This window comes from Roseivirga misakiensis (genome assembly GCF_001747105.1).
In the GTDB taxonomy this organism is placed as follows: Bacteria; Bacteroidota; Bacteroidia; order Cytophagales; family Cyclobacteriaceae; genus Roseivirga; species Roseivirga misakiensis.
The window spans coordinates 115,313-128,880 of sequence record NZ_MDGQ01000005.1 but is presented as its reverse complement, the minus strand read 5'-3'; the positions used below and the strand labels follow the sequence as shown (position 1 = coordinate 128,880).

At 39.5% G+C, this 13,568-nt stretch carries 12 protein-coding genes; 4 read left to right on the top strand and 8 right to left on the bottom strand.

Annotated features, from left to right (window positions below):
* Positions 1-92 precede the first annotated feature (92 nt).
* Positions 93-437 (top strand): PadR family transcriptional regulator, encoded by a 345-nt coding sequence (locus BFP71_RS08170; protein WP_069835005.1) that lies wholly within the window; start codon positions 93-95, stop codon positions 435-437.
* On the top strand, positions 424-3,087 hold the full coding sequence (locus BFP71_RS08165) for an ABC transporter permease (protein ID WP_088124947.1): 2,664 nt from the start codon (positions 424-426) through the stop codon (positions 3,085-3,087). The genes BFP71_RS08170 and BFP71_RS08165 overlap by 14 nt, the downstream gene beginning before the upstream one ends.
* Before the next feature lie 64 nt (positions 3,088-3,151).
* Here BFP71_RS08165 and BFP71_RS08160 read toward each other — a convergent pair whose 3' ends face one another.
* The 8 genes from BFP71_RS08160 to BFP71_RS08125 all read right to left on the bottom strand — a co-directional run bounded on the left by BFP71_RS08160 (position 3,152) and on the right by BFP71_RS08125 (position 11,718).
* Positions 3,152-5,320 carry an acylase gene (locus BFP71_RS08160; protein WP_069835004.1) on the bottom strand — a complete coding sequence of 723 codons (2,169 nt, stop codon included), beginning with the start codon at positions 5,318-5,320 and terminating at the stop codon, positions 3,152-3,154.
* A gap of 67 nt (positions 5,321-5,387) precedes the next feature.
* Positions 5,388-5,999 (bottom strand): thiol:disulfide interchange protein DsbA/DsbL, encoded by a 612-nt coding sequence (locus BFP71_RS08155; RefSeq protein WP_069835003.1) that lies wholly within the window; start codon positions 5,997-5,999, stop codon positions 5,388-5,390.
* A gap of 98 nt (positions 6,000-6,097) precedes the next feature.
* Positions 6,098-6,754 carry an ExbD/TolR family protein gene (locus BFP71_RS08150; RefSeq protein WP_069835002.1) on the bottom strand — a complete coding sequence of 219 codons (657 nt, stop codon included), beginning with the start codon at positions 6,752-6,754 and terminating at the stop codon, positions 6,098-6,100.
* A 101-nt stretch (positions 6,755-6,855) separates the two neighbouring features.
* Positions 6,856-9,462 carry a DUF5686 and carboxypeptidase regulatory-like domain-containing protein gene (locus BFP71_RS08145; protein WP_069835001.1) on the bottom strand — a complete coding sequence of 869 codons (2,607 nt, stop codon included), beginning with the start codon at positions 9,460-9,462 and terminating at the stop codon, positions 6,856-6,858.
* Between the two features lie 193 nt (positions 9,463-9,655).
* The gene (gene nadD / locus BFP71_RS08140; RefSeq protein WP_069835000.1) at positions 9,656-10,231 is read right to left on the bottom strand and encodes a nicotinate (nicotinamide) nucleotide adenylyltransferase; all 576 of its coding nucleotides are present in this window, start codon (positions 10,229-10,231) and stop codon (positions 9,656-9,658) included.
* A gap of 3 nt (positions 10,232-10,234) precedes the next feature.
* Positions 10,235-10,807 carry a guanylate kinase gene (gene gmk, locus BFP71_RS08135; protein ID WP_069834999.1) on the bottom strand — a complete coding sequence of 191 codons (573 nt, stop codon included), beginning with the start codon at positions 10,805-10,807 and terminating at the stop codon, positions 10,235-10,237.
* Positions 10,808-10,812: 5 nt separating this feature from the next.
* A complete protein-coding gene (locus BFP71_RS08130; RefSeq protein ID WP_069834998.1) occupies positions 10,813-11,106 on the bottom strand; it encodes a hypothetical protein in 294 nt (97 codons plus the stop codon).
* A 6-nt stretch (positions 11,107-11,112) separates the two neighbouring features.
* Positions 11,113-11,718: a sigma-70 family RNA polymerase sigma factor gene (locus BFP71_RS08125; protein WP_069834997.1), complete on the bottom strand. Its 606-nt coding sequence runs from the start codon at positions 11,716-11,718 to the stop codon at positions 11,113-11,115.
* Between the two features lie 152 nt (positions 11,719-11,870).
* On the opposite strand from BFP71_RS08125, the gene BFP71_RS08120 reads away from it, so the two are divergent.
* Positions 11,871-12,965, top strand: a complete 1,095-nt coding sequence (locus BFP71_RS08120) for a glycosyltransferase family 4 protein (protein ID WP_176723338.1) — start codon at positions 11,871-11,873, stop codon at positions 12,963-12,965.
* Between the two features lie 129 nt (positions 12,966-13,094).
* Positions 13,095-13,322 carry a hypothetical protein gene (locus BFP71_RS08115; protein ID WP_069834995.1) on the top strand — a complete coding sequence of 76 codons (228 nt, stop codon included), beginning with the start codon at positions 13,095-13,097 and terminating at the stop codon, positions 13,320-13,322.
* Positions 13,323-13,568: the final 246 nt, after the last annotated feature.

Sequence of the window (13,568 nt, the reverse complement as noted above, 5' to 3'; positions counted from 1 at the left end):
AGGCTCCTACTCTGTAATTACAAACTATTTCCTTATCGAGTATTCAAATTAGAACAAGAATACTATATTAGTCTTCAAATTAGAACTTGATTATGAAAGGATCAAACTTAGGAGAGTTTCAAGAACTGGCCCTACTCACCATTTTGGTTTTGGGCGATGAAGCTTATGGCGTGACCATCAAAAGAGAAATCAATAAAAATGTAAAACGTGCAATTAGTAGAGGTGCCCTACATACAGCATTAAGCCGACTTGAAGAAAAAGGCTATTTGAAGTCGAAACAGGGTGAAGCAAGCACAGAAAGAGGTGGCAGGCCTAAACGCTATTATGAAGTGACTAATAAAGGAAAATCTGCTCTTCATGAAGCCAGAGAGGTTAGGGATAACCTGTGGAATAAAATACCAAGTGTGAGGCTAGAGCTACAATATGCCCTCTCCTAATGATTCTATACCGAAACTGTATCAGCGACTTTTTGAGATTTTCTGCAAAGAAGAGCTGATCAACGAACTTCAAGGTGATCTTGAGGAAGAATTCTTTCTCAACAAAGAAGAATTAGGCCTTCGGCGCGCTCGGTCGATCTATAAAGCAGAGGTCATAAAAATGCTTCGACCATCAATTGTAAAAAAGACAAAACTCAACAACTTAAATTTTGCTGCCATGTTCAAAATCAATGCTAAACTTGCTTTTCGGAACCTAGCAAAGCACAAACTTTACACGTTTATCAATATTGGTGGCCTTGCCATAAGCCTAGCGGTGTGCATGCTCATTCTACTTTATGTAAACAGTGAGGTCAATTACGACAATTATCATCCCAACAAAGAAAGGTTATACCGTGTAGCATTAGATAGATTTTACCCAGACCATACATCCTACTACGCCTTAACTCCTTTTTCCATGGCAGAACAAGCGGCTATTGATTTCCCAGAGGTCGAGGCTTTTTGCCGAATATTCCCTGGTTTTGGCATAGACGTTACTTATGAAAATGAGAGTTTTCTTGAAAACGGTCTGAAAGCGGCAGATAAGAACTTCTTCGAGGTTTTTGGAATAAAAATTATCGAGGGAGACAAGGCCGACATTTTCAATGTTCCTAATGCTGTTGTCCTCTCCGAAAGCACGGCTCGTAAATATTTTGGAAATGATCAGGCTATTGGGAAAATTCTCAAATCTGCGTTGGGCGATCTTATCGTAAGTGGAGTAGCCGAGGATACCCCTCAAAACACACACTTTAAATTTGATTTATTACTTAACCTAGAGTTACTAAACTTTCTTCAAGCTCCGAACTTCCTCAATTTTTCAGTTCACAACTATCTTTTACTTAAAGAAGGTGTAGACCCTGAATTGATTAATGAAAAGTATGTTGACTTGGTTGAAAACTATGCTGCTGGTCAAATTGAAAGAAGTCAGAACATATCGTTTGAAGAATATAAGGCTAGCGGAAATGGTTATAGATATTACCTACAACCCATTCAAGACATTCATTTAAAGTCGCAATTAGAGGCTGAATTCGAAGTCAATGGAAATATCACATACATCTATATTTTTCTATCGATCGCAGTTTTCATCGTAGCACTAGCGGCCGTCAATTTCATCAATCTTGCTACGGCTAGGTCTACAGAACGCGCTAAGGAAGTTGGTATTCGGAAAGTCTTAGGTTCTGAAAGAAAACAATTGATCAGTCAATTCTTATTTGAATCTATTTTTGTAAGCGTCGTCAGTCTTCTTATCGCAGTTGCTTTGATATTTTTGATTATGCCAGCATTCAATGGTTTTACTGAAAAAACCATGGCACTAGCCACTTTTCTGACGCCGTTAAACATTGGGATACTGTTGCTTTTTAGTCTTGGATTAGGCCTTTTGGCTGGTTTATATCCGGCGTTTATTCTTTCCTCTTTCAAACCCGTGACGGTTCTTAAAGGCAAACTAATAAGCAGTAAAAACGGCGCTTGGATACGTAACGGGCTTGTGGTATTTCAGTTTTTCATTTCGATAGTCTTGATCTGTAGTACTTTAATTGTGGGCCAGCAAATGGACTATTTGCAAAACAGAAACCTCGGCTTTGACAGGGAAAATGTTTTGGTGATTCAAAGAGCATTTAACTTACCCGATCTTGAAACATTCAAAACGGAGGTTTCAAAAATACCCGGCGTCAATAGTATTGGTGGCGCTAGCGCCATGCCAGGTAGTGGAATTTATTTTGGTGCCTCTTTTAGACAAGAGGGAATGAATGAGGCCGTCGCGTTGAATTGCGCTGTTTTTGCAGATGAATATCTAGAAACCATGAATATGGAACTTGCGGAAGGCCGATCTTTCTCAAAAGATTTTCAAGATACGTTGGCATTAATGCTTAATGAGTCAGGAGCTCGAGCGCTGGGAATAGCAGATAATCCCATTGGGGCCAGAATTTCAAATGTCCAAGGAGCCAACAATCCAAATGGTAATATTACTTATCAGGTCGTGGGAATTATCAAAGACTACAATTACAAATCCCTTCATACCGAGATAACGCCTATGGCTATTTTTAGCAGCGAAAGTGCACAAGGCGGTAACGTAGCGAACCTCGCTCTTAAAATAGATCCAGCTCAATCCGCTGCCATCGTCGATCAAGTTCGAGAGATTTGGCGTGGACAGGCACCGAACCAAACCTATGTTTATAACTTTTTAGATGACTCATTGAACGGGCTTTATGAGGCTGAACAGAAGTCGGGGAAATTGTTCTTAATCTTTACGAGTATTGCGATATGGATCGCCTGTATTGGTCTTTTTGGTCTTGCCACTTTTATTATCGGAAGTCGCATAAAAGAGATTGGGGTGAGAAAAGTCCTTGGTGCAAGTTCTGCCCGCGTTGTCTTTCTACTTATGAACGATTTCAATAAGTTAATTTTAATCTCAGTCTTGCTAGCAGTACCAGCCGCAATTTGGGTAATGCAAAAGTGGCTGGCTGGTTTTGCTTACCGAATTGATTTGACGGACACATGGGTATCTTTCTTCATCGGAGGTATTGTATCATTGCTCGTCGCTTGGCTCACTGTAAGCTATCATTCTATTAAGGCTGCCATGTCAAATCCTGTGAAGAACCTTAGGACTGAATAGAAGTCCATAAAAAAAGGAGGAATCCGCTTGATCGAATTCCTCCTTTTTTAGTATATAACTAAGACTATCGCTTACCCGGTTTGTAAGTTTCTTTAGCTCTTGCTTCTACATCTTCCTTGTAATAGGCTACATCTTTAAACTGAGCATCGGCATATCGCTGGGCTTGATCATCGAAGTGGGGTGAGTTGGGATCATTACTCTGGCCGCCAGCCAACATACTTTTGGCTTTCACTCGGTCCCCAAACTCTACCATCGCCACGAAGCTGTTTCCTCTGTAGCCATAAATTTTCTTAGTGCCATTGAAACTTCTAGCACCATATGCTGCCAAGGCCCCCCAACGACTAGTCGTCATACCAACTGGGATACTCGGCGCATTATCATCATATTTTAGATCCATGTCTCCCGACAGCCTTTGAAAGCGATTGTAGTCTCCCCAAGGTACTTCCCAAGTGCCAAAGTCTTCTTCAATTTGAGCCACTGCATCTTCGAAGATGGAAATACGCTCAGCATAGGGTGATCCTGTTCCGAAAAAATCAAATCTCTCGTTTCCTCTTAGTCCTTTAGGATTCTTCCCTTGAGACATGTAGCGAATGCCGTAGAAATGCGCTAATGTCATAGCTACAGATTCTTTCGAGGTCTTTAGGTCCCATTTTTTTAATACTTGATATGGTCCTTTTAAAGTTCTCATTTTGGCAGGACTGCTTTCAATAGCTTTTAGTAAGCCTGGGATCACTTTTTCAAATGCTGGTAGATAAGGATCGTGTGCGAGTTCAATCAAACCATCTATGGTCAAATCTTTTACATCCTTCAACAATTGCACTGCATGAACCCCTCGGAAATTTTCAGCATCTGGTGCCATGTAGAAAGGATAATCTTCACGTTTAGGACTGAATTCGGCGGCAGCTGTAAAAGGTGTTGAATTACAATTCTGAATCCATCCATTGTCGGGATTCACAATGGTAATAATTTCATCCAGCTCATGCATTCCTTGCCAATCGGTGGCTGGATTACTACCATCTACTGGTCGCTGATAATCAAATTGTGGATCTCTTTTTGGTACAAAATCGCCATGGTAGTAAGCGATCGTACCATCTGCATCTGCATACACTGTATTGTTAGATGAATTTCTTCTAATCTTCATCATCTCCCAAAACTCGTCATGGTTCTTAGTTTTAGATCTGGTGAATGATTGGATGAGTGCATCAACTGGTTCCCAGTTCAATTTTGTCGCCACCCACTTATCGTCAATTTTACCAGTGATCGGTCCGTGATGAGTTCTATAAGTCGGGAAAGTTCTCTCTTTTAGCTCTTCTCCATCTTTGTATTTCAAGGTAACTTCTGATACCTCAACATCGCGCCACTCTTCGCCATATTTATACTGTAGTTTACCATCGCGTTCTTCCACAGTTTCCAAGAAGTCATCCATAAAATCTACCCGAGTAGAAGTATGCATCCAACCATTCTTTTCATTGAAGCCCTGATATATGAAAAACTGCCCCCAAGTAGCTGCTCCATACGCATTCAGTCCCTCTTCGCTCACAACTTGAGACTCGCCACGGAAATAGAAGGAAGTATGCGGATTTATGAGCAACATAGCGTTACCTGATGCAGTATGTTCACCTGAAATGGCAAACCCATTCGAGCCTTTTGGCTCTTCCTTTAATAAATCTTGTGGAAGGAAATCGGCCATTGCGGTAGCTTTTCCTTCTCCATAGAAATTTCTAATACGTCTGGTAGAAACACTTTCAATATCGCCTCCAGTGGAACCTTCAAAGAAGAACATCGGGAACCATGGCTCGAATTTCGTGAGCACTTTTGGTTTTACTTCAGGATGGGTATGTAGGTAATAATTAATGCCATCTGCATACGCTTCGCAGAGCTCTTTCAACCAATCGGGTGCAGAAGCATAGGCTTCTTTGGCCTCGTCAATGGTCATATAAAGCCTTGCGCGTAAATCGCTGTACAGTGCCGACTCTCCTTCGGCTTCTGCTAAACGACCAATAGCCCAATAATAGTTTCTTTCTACTCTTGGAAAATCATCTTCACATTGAGCGTAAAGCATGCCGAATACGGCGTCAGCGTCGGTTTTTCCATAGATATGAGGAACACCAAAATCATCACGAATAATAGTGACTTGCTCTGCTTGCTTTTCCCACTTCGCCACTTCATTATCTCCTGCCGACTGGCAAGAGGCGATTACAAAGACTAGGAGTAAAAAGTATAAATTCTTCATCAGCTTAAGGTTTGTCCCTAAGTTGAATCAAGAATTGGCAGGGATCAACAGATTTTTTTTAAGTGGATTACTTCTCGAGCAAGTAATTGGTCAACGATATTAGCTCGGCTAAACTTCGTACACTATTGATATCAATTTTGTACATACCGTTCACGACCAAAGTAGGTACGTTGTCAACGCTTTTCTTGCTCCATAGCGTAGACATTTCCGTTGCTCTTTTGATCAAATCAGGGTTAGTATAAACCTTCTTGAATTTGTCTTCTGATACGCCATTAGCTAAAAAGATTTGCTTAATATCTTCTTCAGAATCTAGGTTTATATTTTTGATATGGATGGCTGCGAAGAACTGTGGTACAAGGTCTTTTTGCATGCCCAAATCTTGCATAGCCACAAATGCCTTTACAATGCCGAACTGAGCCTCTTCATTGTTTCTTGGCAAGTAGTTTACATGAGATTTTTCAAATTTAGTCCCCTCTTTCAGCCCTGCCTTTAGCTGATCGATAAGTGGCTCAAATTGAAAACAGTGACCACAATACAATGAAAAGAATTCTGTTACGATTGATTCATTTGATTTCTCAGTTGAAACGATTTCATAATGCTTTCCCTCTTCAAAAGTCGTTTGTGCCTTTAAATGAATTGCACAAATAGCGAATAGCATAAATAAGGATACGGTTCTCATAATTGGTCTTTTCACTTGGTAAAAGTAATGTATAAGGGGTTCTCCTAAAACCCAAAATTGTATTATTCTTCTACCAGGCAAAAGCGATACCAAAATAGCTATCCACCGTTTGTTGTAGGTTCAGCCAATGAAATGGCTCGGCCTATGCCTAACTTACCTTTGTCATAAAGGAGTTTTTGCCTTGGATCATTTCGGTTGAGTTTTCTGTACTCTTCCGAAGTTAGACCTACCCGCTGCCCATAGATTTTGTAATAAGCAGCACTAATTTCATCCATTACCTTAATATAGACGTCATAACCACTTCCTCTATCTGTTTTTAAGGAAACAACTGCTTCACTTGGTCCATCGGAAGAAGTTTTCAAACTCAAATTTCGTCTAATATAATTCTTCATATCAACGGGTAAGGATGCGAATAATTCTTGATCGCTAATTTTTGATTTCCCCTTCTTTTTGATATCCGGATTACCAAAATTCAACACGAAATCATAGACGATCTCACTGATCTCATCAATATCGTCTAAGGGATCATTTTCGACCAAAAGTTGATCTGAAGAATTGATTTGAATCTTTAGCACGTTTCGTTCATTGAGTGGAACGTTGTCAATTTTATCCAGTTTGGGTGGTAACACCATAGTAATGCCCTTGTTGGTGGCTATTTGAGTTGTTACCAAAAAGAAGATTAAGAGTAGGAACGCAATGTCTGCCATTGAACCTGCATTTACTTCTTGAGCAGGTCTATTCTTTCGATTGATCATAGTCTAAGGTTTAAAGCCTCGACTAATTAACTATATCTTTAGTTTAAATACAACTAAAGATATAGTTTTAACAATTCCCTTACGTTGTGATTGGCATATGATTAGTTTTCTTCGATTCTGAATATAGATGCAATGCCGATTCTAACGGCAAATTCACGTGCTTGCCATCCTTGAAACGACTGAACGAACTCTACTCTGAAAATTCTAAGCACATTATCAATGGTATACCCAACTTCCATATAATTGTCTGATGTTGGCGTATGCAGATAGTTTACAAATAGATTTTCTTTGATCCCACTGAGTCTTAACACTGGCAAATGAGTCAACAATAGCTTTCTAAACCTGATATGCGTTAGCGCAGAAACATATTCCTGGCTAGTGCTATGTCGGTAATAGTCTAAAAGTCGAAAGCCCCCTGTAACTGCTAGCGGAGAAAATCCTAAACGATTTCCTCTGAAATGTTTAAAATCAGTGAATAGCAGCTGTGGCGTACCAAAGAAGGTACCCGCTTCAAGGTCTAAATCTATTCTAGCCCTTACACCTAAACTGAATTCGGTTTTCAGACCAAATTCCAAATTATCGTAGCTAGTCTCACTGTTCAAAATCCCATCAATACCTTTTCTATAAGTCAATCTTAATTCTGGAGAGGTGGTCTCTAAAGGAATTAGTGTTCCATTGTATCTCCTAAACTTGAGCCATGGCCTTGCCGCGACAGTAAAAGCAGTCTTTACGGCACCACTATTAGTAAACGGAAGTATGGCAGACTCAGCGTTGACAGGTGTATTCGAAGTAAATGTTCGGTTGTCTCTGTCCACTATTGAATAGTCGTCATTGTTGAACAAGCTAGATCTGGAAGCATACTCTAATGATGCTCCTACAGTATATTTATATCTAAACCTTTTTGCCCAAGAAACTTTGGCAAAGTCTTTTTGATAGAGCTTCATGAAATTCTGCTCCCTTAGAAGCGTGTAGAGTGTATTAATGAAAGGATCCACAATTCCAGGGTTGAATTGCTCTACATAACTACCTGCCGATACCCTAAAGGTGCTCCTCTGTTCTCTCTGGCCGATACCGAACCTCGATTCTACTTTTCCATAGAGCCTATCGCTGCCAAAACCATATCTTAAAAACGGTTCAATCCTTAATCGAGTGGTCGTGTCATTTCGCCAAATAAACCTACCCGTAAAATTCAGATTTAAACCCTCGACGGTATTAAACCTTGTCTTGAAAAGCATTCCCGGGAAATTGAATCTTAATCTCTCTCCCAATTTGTAGTAGCCTCCAAAGAGAATATCCTTGGGTCGGAATTTGGTTCCGTTTCTTACAACCATAGAATCAGCCTCAGCTTTTTCCTTGTCCGCCACATAGGTGCTATCCTCGCGTTTGTAACCTTGTATTTCTTTTTTGGTTAGGGGAACTGGTCTTAACCTGGCCCAGTATAATGAGTCTTTTTTGGCAGCTAGTGAATCGATTTCGTATCGGTAGTCTCGAATTACATCCGGTTCCTTTTCTTCTTCTCTTTCCTCTTTTTCATAGGCCTTCATCAGTTTTTTAAACTGTCTTCTCGAGACCTCTTTATCTTCTTTAAAAACTTCTTTTACTCCGATATCTAGATCTCCAGATTTAATCGCCTCAATTTCTTCGGGCGCTGGCGCAATCTTCTCGTCTACTAAAACTACTGAAGCGTCTAAATCGGTATTTGGAGTAACCTTATAGTTGCTCACTGATGCCAAATATGAATAAGTCCCTGCCAGACCGAAAATGGACCCTCCGAACTCAAATTGCTGTGTCACCGGCATCCAAGTTTCGCCTTCGATCGGCGCGTAGATTTGCTCAATTTTAATGCTAAAACCCAATAAACTGGTCGATAGGTTTAGCGAATGGATGTTCCAGAAGTCTTCTCTAATGTATATCTCTCCTTCGAAAACATCATCTCCCTTCGATCTAGGCGTCACTTTAATCTTGTTAATCTCGTAGCCTCTTTCTCTAAAACTACCTTGGTATTCAAACTTGTAATAAGCAAAAGCTCTAGGACTTAGCGGAGAAATGGCGTTAACTACTCGTGGTAGATAGAAACTACTGTTTATGTATGAGTTTGGATTGGCATTATCCATATCCTGACCTGAAGCACGTACAGAGATTACCTTCTCCGAAAACCTATTGGGCCTTTCATAAGATATTTCACTAACCGATTCCGATGTAAAAACCTGGCTTGTGTCTATTCCTTCCTTTTCAAAAGTTCTTTTGAGTAACCACGGTACTTTAGTCACCCTGCCCGTCCCTTTCATATAGACCTCTGCGGAATAGCTATCATTCTGCATTAAATGATACTGGGCTTTGGCGATCGCCTTACGCATAATGGTGTAAGAAGGGTCTTCTGCTTTACCTGTGACGACTACGGTTTGTAATTCAATGACTTGTGGCACCAAAACAACATTAAGTTCGGCATATCCATTGGTCACCTGAACTTGTTTGACCTGGGTAGTGAAGCCCATAAATTGAAACGTGACTGTGTATTTACCAGATTTCAGTGGGATTTCGTAATCACCTTCAAGGTTTGAAGATGTACCAGTGCCTACCTCTTGAACATAAATCGAAGCAAAAGGCATAGCTTTTCCTTCATTGTCCTTGATGGTACCTTTAATTCCTTGTGCAAAAAGTCCGGCTGGGAGAATTAGTAATAGTGTGAGTGTTAATAATCGTTGCATATGTTGAAGTTTCAGAACCAGGCACAATTTACGCGCCAAAAAATTCTTGCTTTTAAATTTTGAGTTGACAGTTCATAGACGTGACAAACGGATAAAATGTCCGCTGAAGATTTACAATTTTTTAAAGCTCTATAATTCTATAGACAAGCGAGTGCTAAGAATTGTTAATACTGATAAAAAAGTGTAAAGAGAATTATTGGTAGAACTTCTTCAAGTTGATGTACTCTACTACTGTCGGCGGCAAAAGATATTGTACGGAATGCTCGTTTTGGATCGCATTGCGAATAAAGGTAGCAGAAATATCAAGCATAGGTGAATCCACATATCTGATATTTTGGTGACTCACTTTGATTTTATCTTTATCTACTTGTGGCCTGGGGTAAACATAGAGTCCAAAATTATCCAGAATAGCCTGATGATTCTTCCACTTGTGAAAATGTAGTAGATTATCTTCTCCTATAATCAGCTTAAAACTGTGTTGAGGGTTCTTGTCGGATAAATAAGCAAGGGTATCTGCCGTGTAACTCGGCCTTGGCATATTGAATTCAACATCACTCGCACGAAACTTATAATTATCTGCGACCGCCAATTCTACCATTTTTAATCTGTCGAACTCATGTAAAAGCGTACGACTATTTTTGAATGGGTTTTGAGGACTAACCACAAACCAAACCTCATCTATATCAGTCTGGCTCGCCATAACATCTGCTATAACAAGATGTCCAATATGAATTGGATTAAAAGAGCCGAAGAATAGGCCAATATTCAAAATCTATGACTTTAAAAAGTTGTTGACGAGTGCCTCTGCCTTTTGGAAAGAGTCATCGAGCTCTTTATTAAGCAAAGTTACATCAAACTTGTTTTCGAATGTCATCTCAAATTTCGCTCGGTAGAGACGTTGTGAAAGACTCTCTCTCGACTCTGTTCCTCTGCCAGTTAGTCTTTTTTCGAGCTCCTCCATACTGGGTACCTTAACAAATATCGCCAAGGCGTCATCGCCGAAATACTCTTTGAGCTTTAGCGCCCCTTTGACCTCAACATCAAAAACTACATGTTTACCCTCATCCCAAACGCGTTGAACTTCGGCTTTGAGTGTGCCATAATAGTTTCCGGTGTAGACTTCCTCCCATTCGATGAAAGCGTCTTCGTCAATCTTTTGTGTGAATTCGTCTCTACTTAAGAAATAGTAGTCTTTACCATTTTCCTCCGTTCTTCCTCGCTTATCTCTAGTGGATGCAGATATAGAAAAACCCAGTTTTGGGTGCGTACTAAGGAGGTGTTTTACTATTGTTGTTTTTCCTGAACCAGAAGGAGCAGTAAAAATAAATGCCTTGCCCTTTGTCATTCTTACTATAGGTTCACGCTGTTTCTGATCGTTTGGGCTAGATCAGTCGGGATTTCACCGGTATGCGCGCTCAATTTCTTCTGAATCTCTTCCCGCATACTTTTTTCATTCTCAAATGTAAAGTTTGACTTTACACATGATTTAATCTTTTCTTCGAAAATAGCTCTTGATTCCTCGTCAGCCTCGTTATCTAATACGAGTTGAACGATTTCAGCGAAGCGTTTTTCATCGATTAAATTCCCTTGCTCGCAATAACAGTTCTTAAAAGTCTCTTTGAACCAATCTGAAAACTCTGCCATTATATTCTATTTATTAAATCCCATTTCTTTCGCATAAGCCGCTAACTTGTCTTTCAGCATGTTTCTGGCTCGGTGTAACCTAGACCTTACCGTACCGATCGGAATGTCCAAAATCTTAGACATCTCCTCATAGGTAAACCCTTCCAAATCGCTAAGAATAATAACCGTTCTAAAATCTACTGGAATACCATTTAATGCACCAGAAATCTCATCGCCAATCATATGTTGAACCGTTTCAACCCTTAAATCCGTGGTGATTTGTTCCCCAGCATCATCAGAATTATAAAATTGCTCAACTTCATTGTAATCAACTTTAGCAGGCTGTTTACTCTTTTTCCTGAATTCGTTGATAAAGCTATTTTTCAATATGCGGAACAACCATGCTTTTGCATTAGTTCCTCTTTCAAAGGAATTGATAAATCTAAACGCCTTTAAATAAGTGTCTTGAACCAAATCCTTGGCATCATCTTCATCAAAGGTTAATCGATAAGCGAAGTTGTACATAGAATCCACATGAGGCATGAATTCCTTATCGAAGATTTCAGTCTTTTCCATCTCGGAATAGTTCTGTCGTCGAACTTCGTGTTCATCTTGTAGTGCTTCTTCAGACATGTTTTAAAATTAGTCAAAAAAATAAGCTAGTCCCTAATCGTAGGGCGATGTTTATACATCAAAAAAATACCCTTATAGAGGCAAATTCGTTCCCAAAGCTACTCAAGTTTGTATATCAACCCACGTTTATTCTTTTTTGTATCATCAAAAATTTGAATCCACTCAAAATATTATTTCTCACCTATCAAGGTGATGTTGCTGGGTCTACCAATTCGATCGCTTACCTAGCGAAGGGTTTGGCCGAAAGAGGACATGAAATCCATATTGGTATACGCCGAGAAAGCTTACTTTGGAGCTTGCTGGAGGGGTCCGCTGTCAATAGAATCCCGATGACTTTCAAAGGAAAGTTTGACCTTAAAAACTGGCGCCAAATAAGAGATGCTGTCCAGAATCATGGTATTCAGTTAATAAATCCTCAATCCAGCCACGACAGGTACACGAGTGTTTTTGCCAAATGGCGTTATGGATTAGATGTTAAAATCATACATACTAGAAGGCAAATGCCAAAGAGCATGGGCGGGCCATTGCAGTTACTACTATATAATAGGTATACAGATGGTATCGTGGCCGTTGGCAAACAAGTAAAAGAGGGTCTTATAAAGGTTGGTATCAAGGAGAAAAATATAGCCGTTATTTATAATGGCACTCCAACCGAAAAATATGATCAAATCGATATTGATCGCGTATCTGCTTTACAGAAGAAATTTAAGCTTCAGCATGAAGACTTCGTTTTAGGTTGTGTTTCAAGGATTAAGAATCAAATCCAGATTATTAAAGCTCTCAAGCTGATAAAAGAGCCCATCACCGTTATTTTCTGTGGCATTGAACCTACAGCCGAAATGAAGGAGATTATCAGCCAATATTCCACAGATCATAAACTCCACTTTGAAGCCCATGTCGACTCTCCCGAAATATTGAACTACTACAAACTATTTGATGCTAATATTTTGGCTTCTACTATGGAAGGCCTCTCTCAGGCGCTGTTAGAGTCCATGGCCCTAGAAGTACCCGTTACGGCCACAGCTTTTGCTGGTAATTTAGACCTAATAGAAGATGGTGTCAATGGTCTCCTTTTTGAAGATGGTGACATTGAAAAAATAGCCGAAAACGTACTTGAGTTAAAGCATAATCAAGCACTACGGGAAATGCTTAAAACTAATGGAAAAGAAACTGCGCTAGTGACCTTTAACATCGAAAATACCATCTCGAATTATGAGGAGTACTTTAAGAACGTAATTCATCCTTAGCAGTGACAAAGTCATTATACCTGTCCTCAGGTAAATTACAAAACATAACTTTTAACATTTATTCTATTACTTATTAATTATTTAATCCTACCTTTATAAATCCTGAGCTGTATTTAATATTGGATGCATATGTTAAAACAGACACAAAGAATAGAAAGGCTCGATCAACTCATAAGACTAGGAGCAACAGGCAATGCAAGAGAGTGCGCAGAAAAGCTCGATATAAGCGAACGCCAATTCTATAATACCATCGATTTAATGAAAGAAATGGGAGCTCCCATCTATTTCGATAACTCTATTAGATCTTACTGCTACGAGTACCTTGTAGTATGGAATCACGGCTTTACGAAAGTATAATTTATAATTTTTTAAACATTTTTTTGTCACTGCAATTTTATTTCAGTCACCGCTCATACATTCGTTAATCAACGAGACACAAGTGAAGAAACACCTAGTTACTCTATTACTAATCAATTTATCAATATATGCTTTAGCTATATATGTTGAATTAAACTATCTGTATTCAGATGAAATGTATTTCCGGTCGTTTTCAAGTTCTCTTAGTCCAGAAAATATCGAGAATCTTATCAAAGAAGATAGAGA